The following is a 16,053-nucleotide window of genomic DNA, read 5'->3' on the forward strand; positions in this document are numbered from 1 at the left end:
TGCCCATGGACCTGCCAGGCAACGGCGCGGGGCGTGTCCCCGCCGGGCGCGCCGCCCGGGGCCAGTACTACGAGTTCCGCCCCTACAACGTGGCCCGCATCGTGATCTGGACCGCCTTCGCGCTGGTCCTCGCGGTGGCGCCCATGCTGTTCACGAGTGGGCTTGGCATCACCATCCTGTCGCAGATCGGCATCGCGATCATCGCCTGCCTCTCGTACAACATGCTCCTGGGGCAGGGCGGCATGCTCAGCTTCGGCCACGCCGTCTACACCGGACTTGGCACGTACTTCGCCATCCACGCGCTGAACGCCGCCACCAAGGGTCAGCTGCCCATCCCCGTGAGCCTGCTCCCGCTGGTGGGCGGGCTGGGCGGCATGGCGATCGCCATCCTGTTCGGGTACGTGACCACCAAGAAGTCGGGCACGCCGTTCGCCATGATCACGCTGGGCATCGCCGAACTGATCTTCGCGATGTCGCTGATGTTCTCGGAGTTCTTCGGCGGCGAAGCGGGCATCTCGGCCAACCGCGTGGTGGGCAAGCCGTTCTTCGGCATCACCTTCGGGCCGGCGATCCAGGTCTACTACCTGATCGCGGTGTACACGTTCATCTGCGTGGCCGCCATGTACGCGCTGACGCGCACGCCCCTGGGTCGCATCCTGAACGCCGTGCGCGACAACCCCGAACGCGTGGAGTTCATCGGCTACGACACGCAGCGCGTGCGCTACCTGGTGTTCATCCTGGCGGGCTTCTTCGCCGGCATCTCGGGGGGCCTGTCGGCGCTGAACTTCGAGATCGCCACGGCGGAAGTGGTGGGACCGGCGCGCTCCGGCGGCTACCTGCTCTTCACCTTCCTCGGCGGCGCCACCTTCTTCTTCGGGCCGATCATCGGCGGCATCCTGATGGTGCTGGCCTTCGTGCTGTTCTCCGAGTTCACCAAGGCGTGGCTGCTGTACCTGGGCCTGATCTTCATGTTCATGGTGATGTACGCCCCTGGCGGCATCGCCAGCCTGATCATGATGAACCTGCGGGTGGCGGCGTTCGGCCGGCTGAAGGAGCTCTGGGTCAGCTACCTGGCGCTGGGCGTGACCGCGCTGCTGGTGCTCCTGGGCGCGGCGGCGATGATCGAGATGGTGTACCACCTGCAGCTGAACGTGGCCCTGGGCGACACCGTGCGCTTCCTCGGCGCCGACCTGAACGTCAAGAGCGTGGACAGCTGGTTCGGCGCGGTGTTCGTGCTGCTCACCGGCCTCGGGTTGTTCGAGCTGGTGCGGCGCCACTTCCTGCGCCAGTGGGGCGAGATCGAGGAGTTCATCGAGAAGGAAATGAAGCGGAGGGAAACGCTGTGAGCACGCCCGCCCTGGAACTGCGCGACCTGCGCAAGAGCTTCGGCAAGACCGAGATCATCCGCGGCTGCAGCCTGAAGGTGGAGCAGGGCGAGCGCGTCGCCGTGATCGGCCCCAACGGCGCCGGCAAGTCGACGCTGTTCAACCTGATCAGCGGCCGCTTCCCCGCCAGCAGCGGGGAAGTGCTGCTCAACGGCCACCGCATCGACGGCAAGAAGCCGTTCGAGATCAACCGCCTCGGCCTGTCCCGCAGCTTCCAGATCACCAACATCTTCCCCAAGCTGTCGGTGTTCGAGAACCTGCGCTGCGGCGTGCTGTGGAGCCTCGGCTACCGCTACACCTTCCTGAAGTTCCTGGCCGACCTGGACGACGCCAACGAGCGCGCCGAGCAGCTGATGGAACGCATCCGCCTGCACAAGAAACGCGACGTGCTCGCGGTGAACCTGACCTATGCGGAACAGCGCGCGCTGGAAGTCGGCATCACCATCGCGGGCGGCGCCAACGTGATCCTGCTGGACGAGCCCACCGCGGGCATGAGCCGCGAGGAAACCCGCCGCTTCATCGAGCTGATCAAGGAAGTCACCGTGGGCAAGACGCTCCTGACCGTCGAACACGACATGGGCGTGGTGTTCGGCCTCGCCGACAAGATCGCGGTGGTGGTCTACGGCGAGATCATCGCCTTCGACACGCCGGAGAACGTGCGGGCCAACCAGAAGGTGCAGGAAGCCTACCTGGGCTCCGTGGTCGCGCAGGCACAGGCGGGGGCGCACTGATGCTCACCGTCGGCAACCTCCACGCCTACTACGGCAAGAGCCACGTGCTGCACGGGGTGCAGTTCGACGTCGGCCAGGGCGAGATCGTCGCGCTGCTCGGCCGCAACGGCTCGGGCCGCTCCACCACGGCCAAGGCCATCATGGGCATGGTCGAAAGCACCGGCGACGTGGTCTGGAAGGGCCAGGCCATCGGGGGCCGCAAGCCCTACGAGATCGCCCACCTGGGCCTGGGCTACGTGCCCGAGAACCGCGACATCTTCCCCAAGCTCACGGTGCACCAGAACCTGATGCTGGGGCAGAAGAGCGCGCGTCAGAAGGGCCGCTGGGACTTCGACGACATGTACGGGATGTTCCCCCGCCTGAAGGAACGCCAGCACACCGAAGCGGGCGTGCTCTCCGGCGGCGAGCAGCAGATGCTGACCCTGTGCCGCACGCTCATGGGCGACCCGGAGCTCATCATCATCGACGAGCCGACCGAGGGCCTGGCGCCCAAGATCGTCGAGCTGGTCGGCGAATACCTGAAGACGCTCAAGACCCGTGGCGTGTCGGTGCTGCTGATCGAGCAGAAGCTGACCATCGCCATGGCGATCTCCGACCGCGCGCTGGTGATGGGCCACGGCAGCATCGTCTTCCAGGGCACCCCGGAATCGCTGCGCGCGGATGCGTACATCCGCAAGGAGTGGCTGGAGGTATAAGCTCCGGCCTGAAGGCCCATGTCCCCCAGCGGACATGGCGCCGTTGCACTGCAACAATGCCCCCCTACAATCGCAAAAAAGAACGACCGTTCTTTTCTCATCAAAGGAAAGCAGCATGACGGCTGAATACAAGGTGCACGGCGACGTCGCCGTGGTCACGATGAACAACCCGCCGGTCAACGGTCTCGGCTACGCCACGCGCACCGCGATCACCGACGGCCTGAACAAGGCGAACGCGGACCCGGCCGTCAAGGCGATCGTCATCACCGGCGCGGGCAAGGCCTTCTCCGGCGGCGCCGACATCAAGGAGTTCGGCTCGCCCAAGGCGACGGCCGAACCGAACCTGCTGTCCGTCATCCTCGCCTGCGAGAACTCCGCCAAGCCGATCGTGGCCGCGATCCACTCCGTCGCCATGGGCGGCGGCCTCGAGCTTTCGCTCGGCTGCCACTACCGCATCGCCGCGCCCGGCGCCAACATCGCGCTGCCCGAAGTGAAGCTGGGCCTGATCCCCGGCGCCGGCGGCACGATGCGCCTGCCGCGCGTGCTGGGCGTCGAGCCGGCGCTGAACATGATCGTCAGCGGCGAGCCGGTCAAGAGCGAGATGCTCGCCCAGCTGCCCGGCCAGAAGCTGTTCGACAAGATGGCGTCCTCGCCCGAGGCGCTGCTGGAGGAGGCGATCGCCTTTGCCCGCTCGGTCGCCGACACGCGCCCGCTGCCGCTGGTGCGCAACCTGCCCAGCAAGCACCCGATGGGCGACGCGTACTTCCAGTTCGCGCGCAACATGGTCAAGGGCATGGCCAAGAACTTCCCGGCACCCGCCAAGTGCGTCGACGCCGTCGAGGCGTCGACCAAGAAGAAGTTCGACGAAGGCATGGCCTACGAGCGCGAGATCTTCACCGCGCTGATGTTCACCCCCGAGTCGCGGGCGCTGCGCCACCTGTTCATGGCCGAGCGCGCCGCCAGCAAGATCGCCGACGTGCCGGACGACACGAAGCAGCGCGAGATTAAGAAGGTTGCGGTGATCGGCGCCGGCACCATGGGTGGCGGCATCTCGATGAACTTCCTGAACGCCGGCATCCCGGTGACCATCCTCGAGATGAAGCAGGAGGCCATCGACCGCGGCCTGGCGACCATCCGCAAGAACTACGAAGGCCAGGTCAAGAAGGGCAAGCTGAAGCAGGACAAGTACGAGCAGCGCATGGCGCTGCTCAAGCCGACGCTCTCCTATGAAGAGATCGGCGACGCCGACCTCGTGATCGAGGCAGTGTTCGAGGAGATGGGTGTCAAGGAGACGGTCTTCAAGAAGCTGGACGAAGTGATGAAGAAGGGCGCGATCCTGGCGTCCAACACCTCCACGCTGGACCTGGACAAGATTGCCTCCTTCACCAAGCGGCCGGAAGACGTGGTCGGCCTGCACTTCTTCAGCCCGGCCAACGTCATGAAGCTGCTGGAAGTCGTGCGCGGCAAGAAGACCGGCAAGGACGTGCTGGCCACAGTGATGGCGCTGGCCAAGAAGATCAAGAAGACCGCGGTCGTCTCCGGCGTCACCGACGGCTTCATCGGCAACCGCATGATCGAGCAGTACAGCCGCCAGGCCGGCTTCCTGCTGGACGAAGGCGCCACGCCGCAGCAGGTGGACCGCGCCATCGAGAGGTTCGGCTTCGCCATGGGCCCGTTCCGCATGGGCGACCTGGCCGGCAACGACATCGGCTGGGCGATCCGCAAGCGCCGCGCCGCCGAGCGCCCGGACATGAAGTACAGCCGCACCGCCGACAAGCTGTGCGAGCTGGGCCGGTTCGGCCAGAAGACCGGCGCCGGCTGGTACGACTACCAGGCCGGCAAGCGCGACGCCATCCCGTCCAAGCTGGTCGAGGACATGGTCGCCGAGCACCGCAAGTCGCTGGGCATCGAGCCGCGCAGGATCTCCGACGAGGAGATCGTGCAGCGCCTGGTGTTCGCGCTGGTCAACGAGGGCGCGCGCATCCTGGAAGAGGGCATCGCCGCCCGCGCCAGCGACATCGACATGGTCTACATCACGGGCTACGGCTTCCCGATCCACCGCGGCGGCCCCATGCTGTACGCGGACCAGGTCGGCCTTTTCAACGTGGTCCAGGCCATGAAGCGCTTCCAGGCCAACCCGCGCGACGACGCGAAGTTCTGGGAGCCGGCGCCGCTGCTGATGAAGCTGGCCAGCGAAGGCAAGACCTTCAGCTGACCCTCGGAAGGCCCCGGCGGGGCCGCCGAGGGTCATCCCCGCGCAGGCGGGGATCCAGCCCCCACCCATGATCAAGCGCCTGTTCCTCGTCCTCCTTGCCGCCGTGCTGTTGCTGGTGGCGGCCGTGGCCGCCAACACGCTGCGGCAGGGTTCGCGCCAGGTCACCGTCGCGCCCGCGCCGCCGCTGGCGGTGGACACCGCCGCCGTCGCCGACAAGCTGGCCGGCGCGATCCGCTTCCAGACGGTGCCCAGCCAGGACGACCCGGCGTTCAACGCCGGCGAGTTCCGCAAGCTGCACGCCTTCCTGGAGCAGCGCTTCCCGCAGGTGCACGCGAAGCTGCAGCGCGAGTTCATCGGCGAGCTGAGCCTGCTCTACACCTGGAAGGGCAGCGACGCCGCGGCCAAGCCGGTGATGCTGATGGCGCACAACGACGTCGCGCCGATCGCGCCCGGGACGGAGGCGAGCTGGGAAGTGCCGCCGTTCTCCGGCCAGGTGAAGGACGGCTTCGTCTGGGGCCGCGGTGCCTGGGACGACAAGGGCAACCTGATCGCGCAGCTGGAGGCGATCGAGCTGCTGCTCGCCTCCGGCTTCCAGCCGCGCCAGACCGTGTACCTGTTCTCCGGCGCCGACGAGGAAGTGGCGGGCCAGCGGGGCGCGAAGCAGGCGGTCAAGCTGCTGCAGGACCGCAAGGTGCGGCTGGACTGGGTCATCGACGAAGGCCTGGTGCTCACCGAAGGCGTGGTGCCCGGCCTGGCGGCGCCTGCGGCCCTGGTCGGCGTGGCGGAGAAGGGCTACACCTCGATCCAGCTGAAGGCGACAGCGAAGCCCGGGCATTCGTCCATGCCGCCGGTGCCGGAAGCCACTGCCGTCGGCCAGCTGGTGGCGGCGCTGCGCCGGCTGCAGGACGAGCAGTTCCCGGCCGAACTCAAGGGCGTGGCACGCGAGCTGTTCGCCACTCTCGCGCCCGAGATGAGCGGCATGCAGCGCGTGGCGCTGTCCAACCTCTGGCTGTTCGGCCCGGTGGTGGAAGGCCAGCTCGCGAAAGGCGCGAGCACCAACGCCATGATGCGCACGACCACGGCGCTCACCATCGTCAACGCCGGCAACAAGGAGAACGTGATCCCCGGCGTCGCCGAGGCCACGGTGAACTTCCGCATCCTGCCCGGCGACACGCGCGAGAGCGTGATGCAGCACGTGCGCAGCAAGGTGGGGGAGGGCTTCGAGCTGAAGGAGTGGCCGGGTGCGGTCGACCCCACGCCGGTCACGTCCACCGACGCCCCCGCCTACCGCCTGCTGGAGCGCACGCTGCGTTCCCTGTTCCCGGACACCATCGTCGCGCCGGGCCTCTACATCGCCGGTTCCGATTCGCAGCACTTCGTGCCGATCGCCGACAACATCTTCCGCTTCTCGCCGGTGCGCGCGAAGCCCGAGGACCTGCCGCGCCTGCACGGCACCAACGAGCGCATCGCCGTGGGCAACCTCGGCGAGCTCGTCCGCTTCTACCACCAGCTGCTGCGCAACCTGAACGCGCCGGCTCCCTGATCCGAACCCGTCTGAAAGGCAATCCACCATGACCAACGCCGTCATCGTCTCCACCGCCCGCACCCCCCTGACCAAGAGCTGGAAGGGCGCGTTCAACATGACGCACGGCGCCACGCTCGGCGGCCACGCCGTCAAGCACGCGCTGCAGCGCGCCGGTGTCGCGCCCGACGCCGTCGAGGACGTCATCATGGGCTGCGCCAACCCCGAAGGCGCCACCGGCGCCAACATCGCGCGCCAGATCGCGCTGATGGCGGACCTGCCCATCACCGTCTCCGGCATGACGGTCAACCGCTTCTGCTCCTCCGGCCTGCAGACCATCGCCATGGCGGCGCAGCGCGTGATCGCCGGCGAGGGCGACGTCTACGTCGCCGGCGGCGTGGAGAGCATCTCCTGCGTGCAGCAGGAGATGAACCAGCACATGCTGCGCGACCCGGCGCTGGACAAGAAGAAGCCCGAGATTTACTGGTCGATGCTGCAGACGGCCGAACAGGTCGCCAAGCGCTACAACATCAGCCGCGAGGACATGGACTTCTACGGCGCGCGCAGCCAGCAGCGCGCCTGCGCGGCCCAGGCCGAGGGCAAGTTCGTGGACGAGATCGCACCGATCACCGTCAAGGCCGGCGTGGCCGACGCCGTGATGGGCCTGATCACCAAGGAAGTCACCGTCAGCAAGGACGAGGGCCTGCGTGAGGGCACCACGGCCGAAGGCATCGCCGGCATCCGTCCCGCGCTGCCCGGCGGCGTGATCACCGCCGGCAACGCCAGCCAATTCTCCGACGGCGCCGGCGCCTGCGTGGTGGTGAGCGAGGAGTACGCCAGCCGCAACAACCTCAAGCCGATGGGCCGCTTCCTCGGCTTCGCGGTGGCCGGCTGCGAGCCCGACGAGATGGGCATCGGCCCCGTGTTCGCCGTGCCGAAGGTCTTGAAGAAGCTGGGCCTGACCGTGCAGGACATCGACCTGTGGGAACTGAACGAAGCCTTTGCCGTGCAGGTCATGTACTGCCGCGACAAGCTGGGCATCCCGGACGACCGACTCAACGTCAACGGCGGCGCCATCGCCGTCGGCCACCCGTACGGCGTGTCCGGCCAGCGCCTGACCGGCCATGCGCTGATCGAAGGCAAGCGCCGCGGCGCCAAGCGCGTGGTGGTGACCATGTGCATCGGCGGCGGCATGGGGGCGGCGGGCGTGTTCGAAGTCCTGTAAGGGAAGGGAAGGCATGTCTTCCCTTCGCCCCACCCTCGACTTCCTCCTCTACGACTGGCTGCAGGCCGAGCGCCTGAACGGCCGCGCCCGATTCGCCGACCATTCGCGCGAGACCTTCGACGCGGTGCTGGACACCTGCGAGCGGATCGCGCGCGAGAAGTACGCGCCTTTCAACCGGTTGATCGACACCGAGGAGCCGCGCTTCGACGGCGAGAAGGTGATCCTGCCGCAGGCGACGCACGAGGCGCACCGCGCCTACGTAGCCTCCGGCATGGTGAGCGCCGCCCAGGACTACGAGGAGGGCGGCATGCAGCTGCCCTACACGATCGAGGCCGCGGCGGGCACCTTCTTCGGCACGGCTTCGGTGAGCATGGGCTCCAGCCTTCTCACTAAGGGCAACGCCAACCTGCTGATGGTGCACGGCACCGAGATGCAGAAGGCCGTGTTCGCGCGCAACGAGTTCGGCGGGCGCTTCACCGGCACCATGTGCCTGTCGGAACCGCAGGCCGGTTCCTCGCTCTCCGACATCGTGACGCGAGCGACGCCCGACGGCGGCGATTTCGAGGCCGATCCGCTCGGCGCGCGGTACCGCCTCAAGGGCAACAAGATGTGGATCTCGGCCGGCGAGCACGAGCTGGCGGAGAACATCATCCACCTGGTGCTGGCGAAGATCCCGGGCCCGGACGGCAAGCTGGTGCCGGGCACGCGCGGCATCTCGCTGTTCATCGTGCCGAAGAAGCTGGTGGACAGCGACGGGCGGCTCACGGGCGAGCGCAACGACGTGGCGCTGGCCGGCCTGAACCACAAGCTCGGCTGGCGCGGCACGACCAACACGCTGCTCAACTTCGGCGAAGGCAAGTTCCCCGTGCGCGGCGGCGCGGGCGCCATCGGCTACCTCGTGGGCAAGCCAGGCGAAGGCCTGCGCTGCATGTTCCACATGATGAACGAGGCGCGCATCGGCATCGGCATGGCGGCGACCTCGCTGGGCCTGGCGGGCTACTACGCGTCGCTGGCCTATGCGAAGGACCGGCCGCAGGGCCGTCCGGTCGGCCCGGCCGGCAAGGACCCGGCGCAGCCGCAGGTCCGCATCATCGAGCACGCCGACATCAAGCGCATGCTGCTGGCGCAGAAGTCGTACTGCGAAGGCGCGCTGGCCCTGCTGCTGTACTGCGCCCGCCTGGTCGACGAGCAGCACACCGGCACGCCGGAGGCGGCCGACGAGGCGCGCCTGCTGCTGGAGGTGCTCACGCCGGTGGCCAAGAGCTGGCCCAGCGAGTTCTGCCTGGAGGCGAACTCGCTCGCGATCCAGGTGCACGGCGGCTACGGCTACACGCGCGACTTCCCCGTGGAGCAGTACTGGCGCGACAACCGCCTGAACATGATCCACGAAGGCACGCACGGCATCCAGGCGGCCGACCTGCTCGGGCGCAAGGTGGTGATGGAAGGCGGCAAGGGCCTCGCCCTGCTGGCCGGTCGCATCAACGCGACGATCGAGAAGGCCATCCAGCGCCCGGACCTCTCCGAGCATGCCAATGCCCTCGGCCAGGCGCTGCAGAAAGTTGGCGCCGCCACCAAGTCGGCGTGGGCGACGGGGAACCCCTCCGATGCGCTCGCCAATGCGGTCCCGTACATGCAGGCCTTCGGCCACCTGGTGATCGCGTGGACCTGGCTCGACGTGCTGCTGGCGCTGCCGGCAGGCAGCACGCGGTCCGCCGACGAGGGCCGCGTGCGCGCGACGCGCTACTTCTTCCACTACGAACTGCCGAAGATCCCGGCCTGGCTGCGGGCCGTGGAGACGCGCGACCCGACCTGCGCCACCATGCCCGAGGAGGCGTTCTGATGGCCAGCGCCCGCGCGCTCGCCCGCCTCGATGCCCTCGTGTGGACGCTGATCTTCGGCGGCCTCTTCATGGTGATCCTGGGGATCGCCTCGCACGACGAGGCCGCCATCGCCGGCTGGAGCCTCAGCGTGCTGGGGGGCATCGCCACCGCCGCGGGGGTCGTGCTGATCTTCGTGCGCTCCCGCCTGCCGGAGGCGCCGGCGCCGGGCGCACAATCCCCCCAACGACCCCCGGAGACCAAGAGATGACGCGCACGGTGCAGCAACTGTTCAACCTGGAGGGCAAGACGGCCCTCGTCACCGGAGGTTCGCGCGGCCTGGGCCTGCAGCTCGCCCATGCCCTCGGCGAGGCCGGCGCCCGCATCATGCTCAGCTCGCGCAAGGCCGACGACCTCGAGGAGGCGACGGCGGACCTGCAGGCCGCGGGCATCGACGCTCGCTGGATCGCCGCCGACTGTTCGCGGGAGGAAGACATCCGCCGCCTGGCCGACCAGACGCTGGAGCGGATGGGCGACGTGCACATCCTGGTGAACAACGCGGGTGCCGCCTGGGGCGCACCGGCCGAGGACCACCCGGTGGAAGCCTGGGACAAGGTGATGAACCTGAACCTGCGCGGCTACTTCATCCTGAGCCAGCACATCGCCAAGCGCAGCATGATCCCGCGGCAGCAGGGCCGCATCATCAACATCGCCTCCATCGCCGGCCTGGGCGGCAACCCGCCGGAGATGAACACGCTGGCCTACAACACGTCCAAGGGCGCGGTGATCACGTTCACGCAGGCCCTGGCCTGCGAATGGGGCAAGTACCGCATCAACGTCAACGCGATCTGCCCGGGCTTCTTCCCCAGCAAGATGACGAAGAACACGCTCGAGCGCATCGGCGACGAGCTCGCCGCGCGCGCGCCGCTGCGCCGGCTGGGCGACGACGAGGACCTGAAGGGCACGGCGGTCCTGTTCGCGTCCGACGCCGGCAAGCACATCACCGGCCAGTGGCTGGCGGTCGATGGCGGCGTCTCGGTGGTGACCGGAGGCTGAGGGCCGTGGCGACACCCAAGCTGTTCGGGGTGGAGATCCCCTTCGTCGACCATCTCGGCTTCGAACTGGTGCGGATGGAAGGCGGCGCCTCGGAACTCCGGTACCTGCCGAAGCGCGAGCACATGAATTCCTTCCTCGTCACGCACGGCGGCGCCATCATGACGCTGCTGGACGTGACCATGGCCACGGCGGCGCGCAGCGTCGACCTCGAGATCGGCGTCGTCACCATCGAGATGAAGACGACCTTCATGCAGCCCTGCCAGGGCCTGCTCACCGGCAGGGGCCGGCTGATGCACCGGACGAAATCCATGGCCTTCACCGAGGGCACCATCCACGACAGCGAAGGCCGGGCGTGCGCGCATGCCACCGGCACCTTCAAGTACGTCAAGCGGCCGGCGCCCAGCGCGCCGGCCAACGCGATCTCCACCGACTAAGGAACGGCCATGCCGCAGAACAAGCAGATCCTCCTGGACAACCGCCCGCAAGCCGAAGCCAGCGCCTCGAACTTCAAGCTGGTGACCACCGAGACGCCGCCGCTGCACGACGGCCAGGTGCTCGTGCGCCACCATTTCCTGAGCCTGGACCCTTACATGCGCGGCCGCATGAACGACGCCAAGAGCTACGCCGCGCCGCAGCCGCTGGGCGAGGTCATGCAGGGCGGGACGGTGGGCGAGGTCGTGGAAAGCCGCAGCCCGAAGTTCAAGGCCGGCGACAAGGTCGTCGGCATGGGCGGCTGGCAGGAGTACAGCGTCGTCGCCGCCGACCAGCCCGGCGCGCTGCGCAAGGTCGACACGACGCACGTGCCGTTGTCGCACTATCTCGGCGCGGTCGGCATGCCGGGGGTGACCGCCTGGTACGGCCTGGTGAAGATCATCCAGCCGAAGGAAGGCCAGACCATCGTGGTCAGCGCCGCGAGCGGCGCGGTGGGCAGCGCGCTGGGCGCGCTGGCCAAGGCGCGCGGCTGCCGCGCGGTCGGGATCGCCGGCGGACCGGACAAGTGCAAGTACGTCACCGACGAACTCGGCTTCGATGCCTGCATCGACTACAAGCAGCACGCGGACGCGGGTTCGTTGTCCAAGGCGCTGAAGCAGGCCTGCCCGGACGGTATCCACGGCTACTTCGAGAACGTCGGCGGCATGGTCATGGATGCCGTGATGCTGCGCATGAACGCCTTCGGCCGCATCGCGCTGTGCGGCATGATCGCCGGCTACGACGGCAAGCCGATCCCGATGGCCTACCCGCAGCTGATCCTGACCAACCGCCTGACGGTGGAAGGCTTCATCGTCAGCGAGCACATGGACGTCTGGCCGCAGGCGCTGCAGGAACTCGGCACGCTGGTCGGCACCGGCAAGCTGCGCCCGCGCGAATCCGTGGCGCAAGGCCTGGAGTCGGCGCCGGAAGCCTTCCTCGGCATGCTCAAGGGCCGCAACTTCGGGAAGCAGCTGGTGAAGCTGGCCTGAGCGCCATGGACGCGACGCACGAAGTCTTCAACCAGCCCGAGCCGCTGGTCGACACCAACCTGTTCGAGACGAACCGGGCGTTGCGCGACGCATTGCGTTTCAATGCACCGCAACTGGACACCGCGCCGCTGTCGCGCCTCGGTGCGCTGGCCGGCAGCGGCGCGATGCAGGTCCATGCGCGCCTGGCCAACACCCACACCCCCGAACTGCGCACGCACGACCGCTTCGGCCGCCGCATCGACGAGGTGGAGTTCCACCCCAGCTACCACGCGCTGATGGGCGCCGCCGTCGGGGCGGGCCTGCACGGCACGCCCTGGGCGGAGCAGGGCGCAGCGTCGCCGCACGTGCTGCGCGGCGCCGGCTTCATGCTCTTCACCGAGCTCGAGCCTTCGGTGCTGTGCCCGATCTCCATGACGTACGCGGTGACGCCGGCCTTGCGCAGCAATGCGGCGATCTATCGCGACTGGGCGCCCCGGCTCACCAGCCGCAGCTACGACCCCGCGTTGAAACCCTGGCGCGATAAGCCCGGCGTGACCATGGGCATGGGCATGACGGAAAAGCAGGGCGGATCGGATGTACGCGCCAACACGACCCACGCCGAACCCGATGGCAGCGACGACTGGGGCCAGCGCTTCCGCATCACCGGCCACAAGTGGTTCTTCTCGGCGCCGATGTGCGACGCCTTCCTGGTGCTGGCGCAGACCGCCAGCGGCCTGAGCTGCCTGTTCCTGCCGCGCGTGTTGCCGGATGGCAGCCGCAACGCCTTGCGCATCCAGCGCTTGAAGGACAAGCTGGGCAACAAGGCGAACGCGAGCTCCGAGGTGGAGTTCCATGGCGCCTTCGGCTGGCTGGTCGGCGACGAAGGCCGGGGGGTGCCGCAGATCCTGGAGATGGGCACCATGACGCGCCTCGATTGCGCGCTCGGCACCAGCGGCCTGATGCGGCAGGCCCTGGCCCTCGCCCTGAACCACACGGGCCAGCGCATGGCCTTCGGCAAACGCCTCGCCGAACAGCCGCTGATGCGCAACGTGCTGGCCGACCTGGCGCTGGAGAGCGAAGCATCGACGATGCTGGCGCTGCGGCTCGCGCGCGCGTTCGACCGCCGCGGCGACGCGCAGGAAGCCGCCATGGCGCGCCTGCTGACGCCCATCGCCAAGTTCTGGATCTGCAAGCGCGGCAGCCATTTCGCGCAGGAAGCCATGGAATGCCTGGGCGGCAACGGCTACGTGGAAGAAGCAGGCGAGGGCATCATGGCCCGCATCTACCGCGAGATGCCGCTCAACTCGATCTGGGAAGGCGCCGGCAACATCATGGCGCTCGACCTGTTGCGCGCGCTGCGCAAGGCCGACGCCGCCGCGGCGCTGGCGCAGGAGCTCGCGCCCGCGCGCGGCGCCCATCCGGCCCTGGACAAGCTCGCCGCCAGCCTCCCGCTGCGGGTGGAGGAGATGGCCTCGGAAGTCGAGGCAAGGCGGCTGGCGCAGGACGTCGCCCTGGCCGTGCAGGCCGCGTTGCTGCACCAGGCATCGACGCCGGCGGTGTTCAGCGCCTTCTGCGATTCGCGCCTGGGCGGGGACTGGGGCCAGGCCTTCGGCACGCTGTCCGGCCGGACCGATTTCGACGCCATCCTGCAACGCGCGCTGCCGAACCGACACGACGCATGAACGACCTGATCCTGCACCACTACGCCAGCTCGCCGTTCTCCGAGAAGCTGCGGCTGATCCTGGGCTACAAGAAGCTGCCGTGGAAGTCGGTGCTGGTGCCGGCGATCCTGCCCAAGCCCGACGTCGTGGCGCTCACGGGCGGCTACCGCCGCACCCCGGTGCTGCAGGTCGGCGCCGACATCTACTGCGACACCGCCCTGATCTGCGACGTGCTGGAGCACGTGCGGCCGGAGCCCACGCTCCACCCGCCGCACCTCAAGGGCGTCTGCCGGATCTTCGCGCAGTGGGCCGACACGACGCTGTTCTGGGCCGCGATGGGCTACAACCTGCAGCCCAGGGGCGCCGCGCACATCTTCGCCAAGGCGCCGCCCGAGGCCGCGAAAGCCTTCGCCGAGGACCGCAAGGCCATGTCCACGAACATGGTGCGGCTGCGTCCCGGGGACGCGACCTCGGCCTATCGTTCGTACCTGCGGCGCATCGCGAACATGGCGGACGAGCACGACTTCCTGTTCGGCATGGAGCCCTGCGTGGCCGACTTCGCCGCGTACCACGGCATCTGGTACACGCGCAACCAGGTGCCGGTGCTGGCCGACATCCTGAACGCCACGCCTTCGGTGGGCGAGTGGGCCCAGCGGGTGGAGGCGATTGGCCACGGCGCCATGACGCGCCTGACCTCCGCCGATGCCATCGCGATCGCTGCCGCGAACGACCCGCAGCCGCCCGGCGCCAACCTGCTGGTGGACAGTGCCTTCCAGGACGACCACGGCATTCCGCTCGGCACGCGCGTGACGATCACGCCCGAGACCTTCGGCAGCGAACCCACCGAAGGCGAACTGATCGCGGCCACGCGGACGCACTACAGCCTGCGGCGCCAGGATGCGCGCGCCGGCCTGGTGCACGTGCATTTCCCCCGGCTCGGCTACGTGCTGCGGGCGGCCGCCTAGGAGCCCCCATGGCCGCGGTGCGGGGCTGCTGCCTGTTCGACACCGCGATCGGTGCCTGCGGCATCGCCTGGACGGACGACGCGCTGGCGGCGGTGCAGTTGCCGGAGACCACGCGCACCGGGACGCGCGACCGCATGCTCCGCCATTGCGGCGCCGTGCCGGAGACCGAGCCCCCGCCCTTCGTCCAGGCTGCGATCGCGCGCATCCGGGCGCTGCTCGAAGGCGCGCGCGACGATCTCGCGGACGTGCCGCTGGAGCTGGAAGGGGTCCCCGAATTCCACCGCAAGGTCTACGCCGTCGCGCGCTCCATCCCGCCCGGCGAGGTGTTGACGTATGGCGAAGTCGCGAAGCGGCTCGGCGAGCCCGGTGCATCGCGGGCCGTCGGCCAGGCGTTGGGCCACAACCCGTTCGCGCCCGTCGTCCCCTGCCATCGGGTCCTGGCCGCGGGCGGCCGCCCCGGTGGCTTTTCCGCCGAGGGCGGCGCCCATACGAAGCTGCGGATGCTGGAAATAGAAAAGGCCCGGTTCGGCGGCGAACCGGGCCTGTTCGACTGACGCCGGGCGGACCCGGTCAGAACCAGCGGCGCCAGCCGGATTCGGCCGGCCGGTCGCCCGCCGCGGCGGCACGATCGCGTTCCTCGCGGATGCGTTCGTCGCGCAGGCGCTCTTCCTCGCGCATCTGGGCCTGGTGCGCCTGCTCGCGCGCCTGCTGCGCCTGGGCGTGTTCGTGGACCGTGCTCGGGTGCGCCGCGTCCTCGCGCACCGGCACGTGCTGGGTCACGGGTGTCTGCCCCACGACGGGACCGCGGCCCATGCCCATGCGTTCGAAGCGGCTCTCGAGCCGGTGTTCGAACTCGTTCAGCCGGGCCGCCAGGGTGCGGTTGATCTGCTCCAGCTGCGCCCGGAGTTCACGCTGGTTCTCCAGCCGCGCCTTCTCCATCTCGGAGACGGCGATGCCGTCGCGGTCGCGCAGTTCGCGCAGGTGCGTGTCGATGTGCGTGCGCAGTTCGGTGAAGCGCGAAGCTTCGGCCTTGTCGGCCAGCGCACGCTGGGCCTCCAGCTCCTTCATGTGGTGGCGCGACTCGAGCAGCGTCTGGGTGCGCATGGTGGCCGCCGAAAGCGCGAACACCACCAGAGCGAGCGCGAGCAGGCCGAGGAGGATCGCACCAAGCGGCGCGTCCGCCACGACGAAGCCGAACCACAGGGGGGCGGGACGGATCACTTCGGACCAGTTGAGGGCGGCGAAACCGGCGATGAGCAGGATCGCCACGACGAGCAGGACAAATCGTGAGCGCATGGAGCCTCCTAGGGGACGTTTGTCAACCATTCTCTGCAGTGGGGCC

General features: G+C 68.8%; 15 protein-coding genes. 14 read left to right on the forward strand and 1 reads right to left on the reverse strand.

What is annotated here, in order from left to right; translation table 11 throughout:
• Positions 1-5: 5 nt before the first annotated feature.
• The 14 genes from IM787_RS11850 to IM787_RS11915 all read left to right on the forward strand — a co-directional run bounded on the left by IM787_RS11850 (position 6) and on the right by IM787_RS11915 (position 15,265).
• On the forward strand, positions 6-1,346 hold the full coding sequence (locus tag IM787_RS11850; protein ID WP_193677120.1) for a branched-chain amino acid ABC transporter permease: 1,341 nt from the start codon (positions 6-8) through the stop codon (positions 1,344-1,346).
• Complete coding sequence (locus IM787_RS11855; protein WP_193676844.1) at positions 1,343-2,116, forward strand: ABC transporter ATP-binding protein; 774 nt, start codon at positions 1,343-1,345, stop codon at positions 2,114-2,116. Before IM787_RS11850 ends, IM787_RS11855 begins: the two co-directional genes overlap by 4 nt.
• The gene (locus IM787_RS11860) at positions 2,116-2,811 is read left to right on the forward strand and encodes an ABC transporter ATP-binding protein (protein WP_193676845.1); all 696 of its coding nucleotides are present in this window, start codon (positions 2,116-2,118) and stop codon (positions 2,809-2,811) included. Before IM787_RS11855 ends, IM787_RS11860 begins: the two co-directional genes overlap by 1 nt.
• Positions 2,812-2,926: 115 nt before the next feature.
• Positions 2,927-5,026, forward strand: coding sequence for a 3-hydroxyacyl-CoA dehydrogenase NAD-binding domain-containing protein (locus IM787_RS11865; RefSeq protein WP_193676846.1), 2,100 nt, complete (start codon positions 2,927-2,929; stop codon positions 5,024-5,026).
• Positions 5,027-5,093: 67 nt separating this feature from the next.
• A complete protein-coding gene (locus tag IM787_RS11870) occupies positions 5,094-6,569 on the forward strand; it encodes a M20 family peptidase (protein WP_193676847.1) in 1,476 nt (491 codons plus the stop codon).
• A gap of 28 nt (positions 6,570-6,597) precedes the next feature.
• On the forward strand, positions 6,598-7,773 hold the full coding sequence (locus IM787_RS11875; RefSeq protein ID WP_193676848.1) for an acetyl-CoA C-acyltransferase: 1,176 nt from the start codon (positions 6,598-6,600) through the stop codon (positions 7,771-7,773).
• A gap of 13 nt (positions 7,774-7,786) precedes the next feature.
• Positions 7,787-9,613 carry an acyl-CoA dehydrogenase gene (locus tag IM787_RS11880; RefSeq protein ID WP_193676849.1) on the forward strand — a complete coding sequence of 609 codons (1,827 nt, stop codon included), beginning with the start codon at positions 7,787-7,789 and terminating at the stop codon, positions 9,611-9,613.
• Entirely contained in the window at positions 9,613-9,861 is a 249-nt protein-coding gene (locus tag IM787_RS11885) for a hypothetical protein (RefSeq protein ID WP_193676850.1), read from the forward strand. The genes IM787_RS11880 and IM787_RS11885 overlap by 1 nt, the downstream gene beginning before the upstream one ends.
• Positions 9,858-10,646: an SDR family oxidoreductase gene (locus IM787_RS11890; protein ID WP_193676851.1), complete on the forward strand. Its 789-nt coding sequence runs from the start codon at positions 9,858-9,860 to the stop codon at positions 10,644-10,646. Before IM787_RS11885 ends, IM787_RS11890 begins: the two co-directional genes overlap by 4 nt.
• A gap of 5 nt (positions 10,647-10,651) precedes the next feature.
• On the forward strand, positions 10,652-11,080 hold the full coding sequence (locus IM787_RS11895) for a PaaI family thioesterase (protein WP_193676852.1): 429 nt from the start codon (positions 10,652-10,654) through the stop codon (positions 11,078-11,080).
• Between the two features lie 9 nt (positions 11,081-11,089).
• Entirely contained in the window at positions 11,090-12,106 is a 1,017-nt protein-coding gene (locus tag IM787_RS11900) for an NADP-dependent oxidoreductase (RefSeq protein ID WP_193676853.1), read from the forward strand.
• A gap of 5 nt (positions 12,107-12,111) precedes the next feature.
• Positions 12,112-13,767: an isovaleryl-CoA dehydrogenase gene (locus IM787_RS11905; RefSeq protein WP_193676854.1), complete on the forward strand. Its 1,656-nt coding sequence runs from the start codon at positions 12,112-12,114 to the stop codon at positions 13,765-13,767.
• On the forward strand, positions 13,764-14,711 hold the full coding sequence (locus IM787_RS11910; protein ID WP_193676855.1) for a glutathione S-transferase family protein: 948 nt from the start codon (positions 13,764-13,766) through the stop codon (positions 14,709-14,711). The genes IM787_RS11905 and IM787_RS11910 overlap by 4 nt, the downstream gene beginning before the upstream one ends.
• Positions 14,712-14,719: 8 nt before the next feature.
• Positions 14,720-15,265 carry a methylated-DNA--[protein]-cysteine S-methyltransferase gene (locus tag IM787_RS11915; RefSeq protein WP_193676856.1) on the forward strand — a complete coding sequence of 182 codons (546 nt, stop codon included), beginning with the start codon at positions 14,720-14,722 and terminating at the stop codon, positions 15,263-15,265.
• 16 nt (positions 15,266-15,281) lie between these two features.
• On the opposite strand, the gene IM787_RS11920 is transcribed toward IM787_RS11915, so the two are convergent.
• The gene (locus IM787_RS11920) at positions 15,282-16,007 is read right to left on the reverse strand and encodes a hypothetical protein (RefSeq protein WP_193676857.1); all 726 of its coding nucleotides are present in this window, start codon (positions 16,005-16,007) and stop codon (positions 15,282-15,284) included.
• Positions 16,008-16,053 lie beyond the last annotated feature (46 nt).

The organism is Ramlibacter pallidus (genome assembly GCF_015070875.1).
Taxonomy (GTDB): domain Bacteria; phylum Pseudomonadota; class Gammaproteobacteria; order Burkholderiales; family Burkholderiaceae_C; genus Ramlibacter; species Ramlibacter pallidus.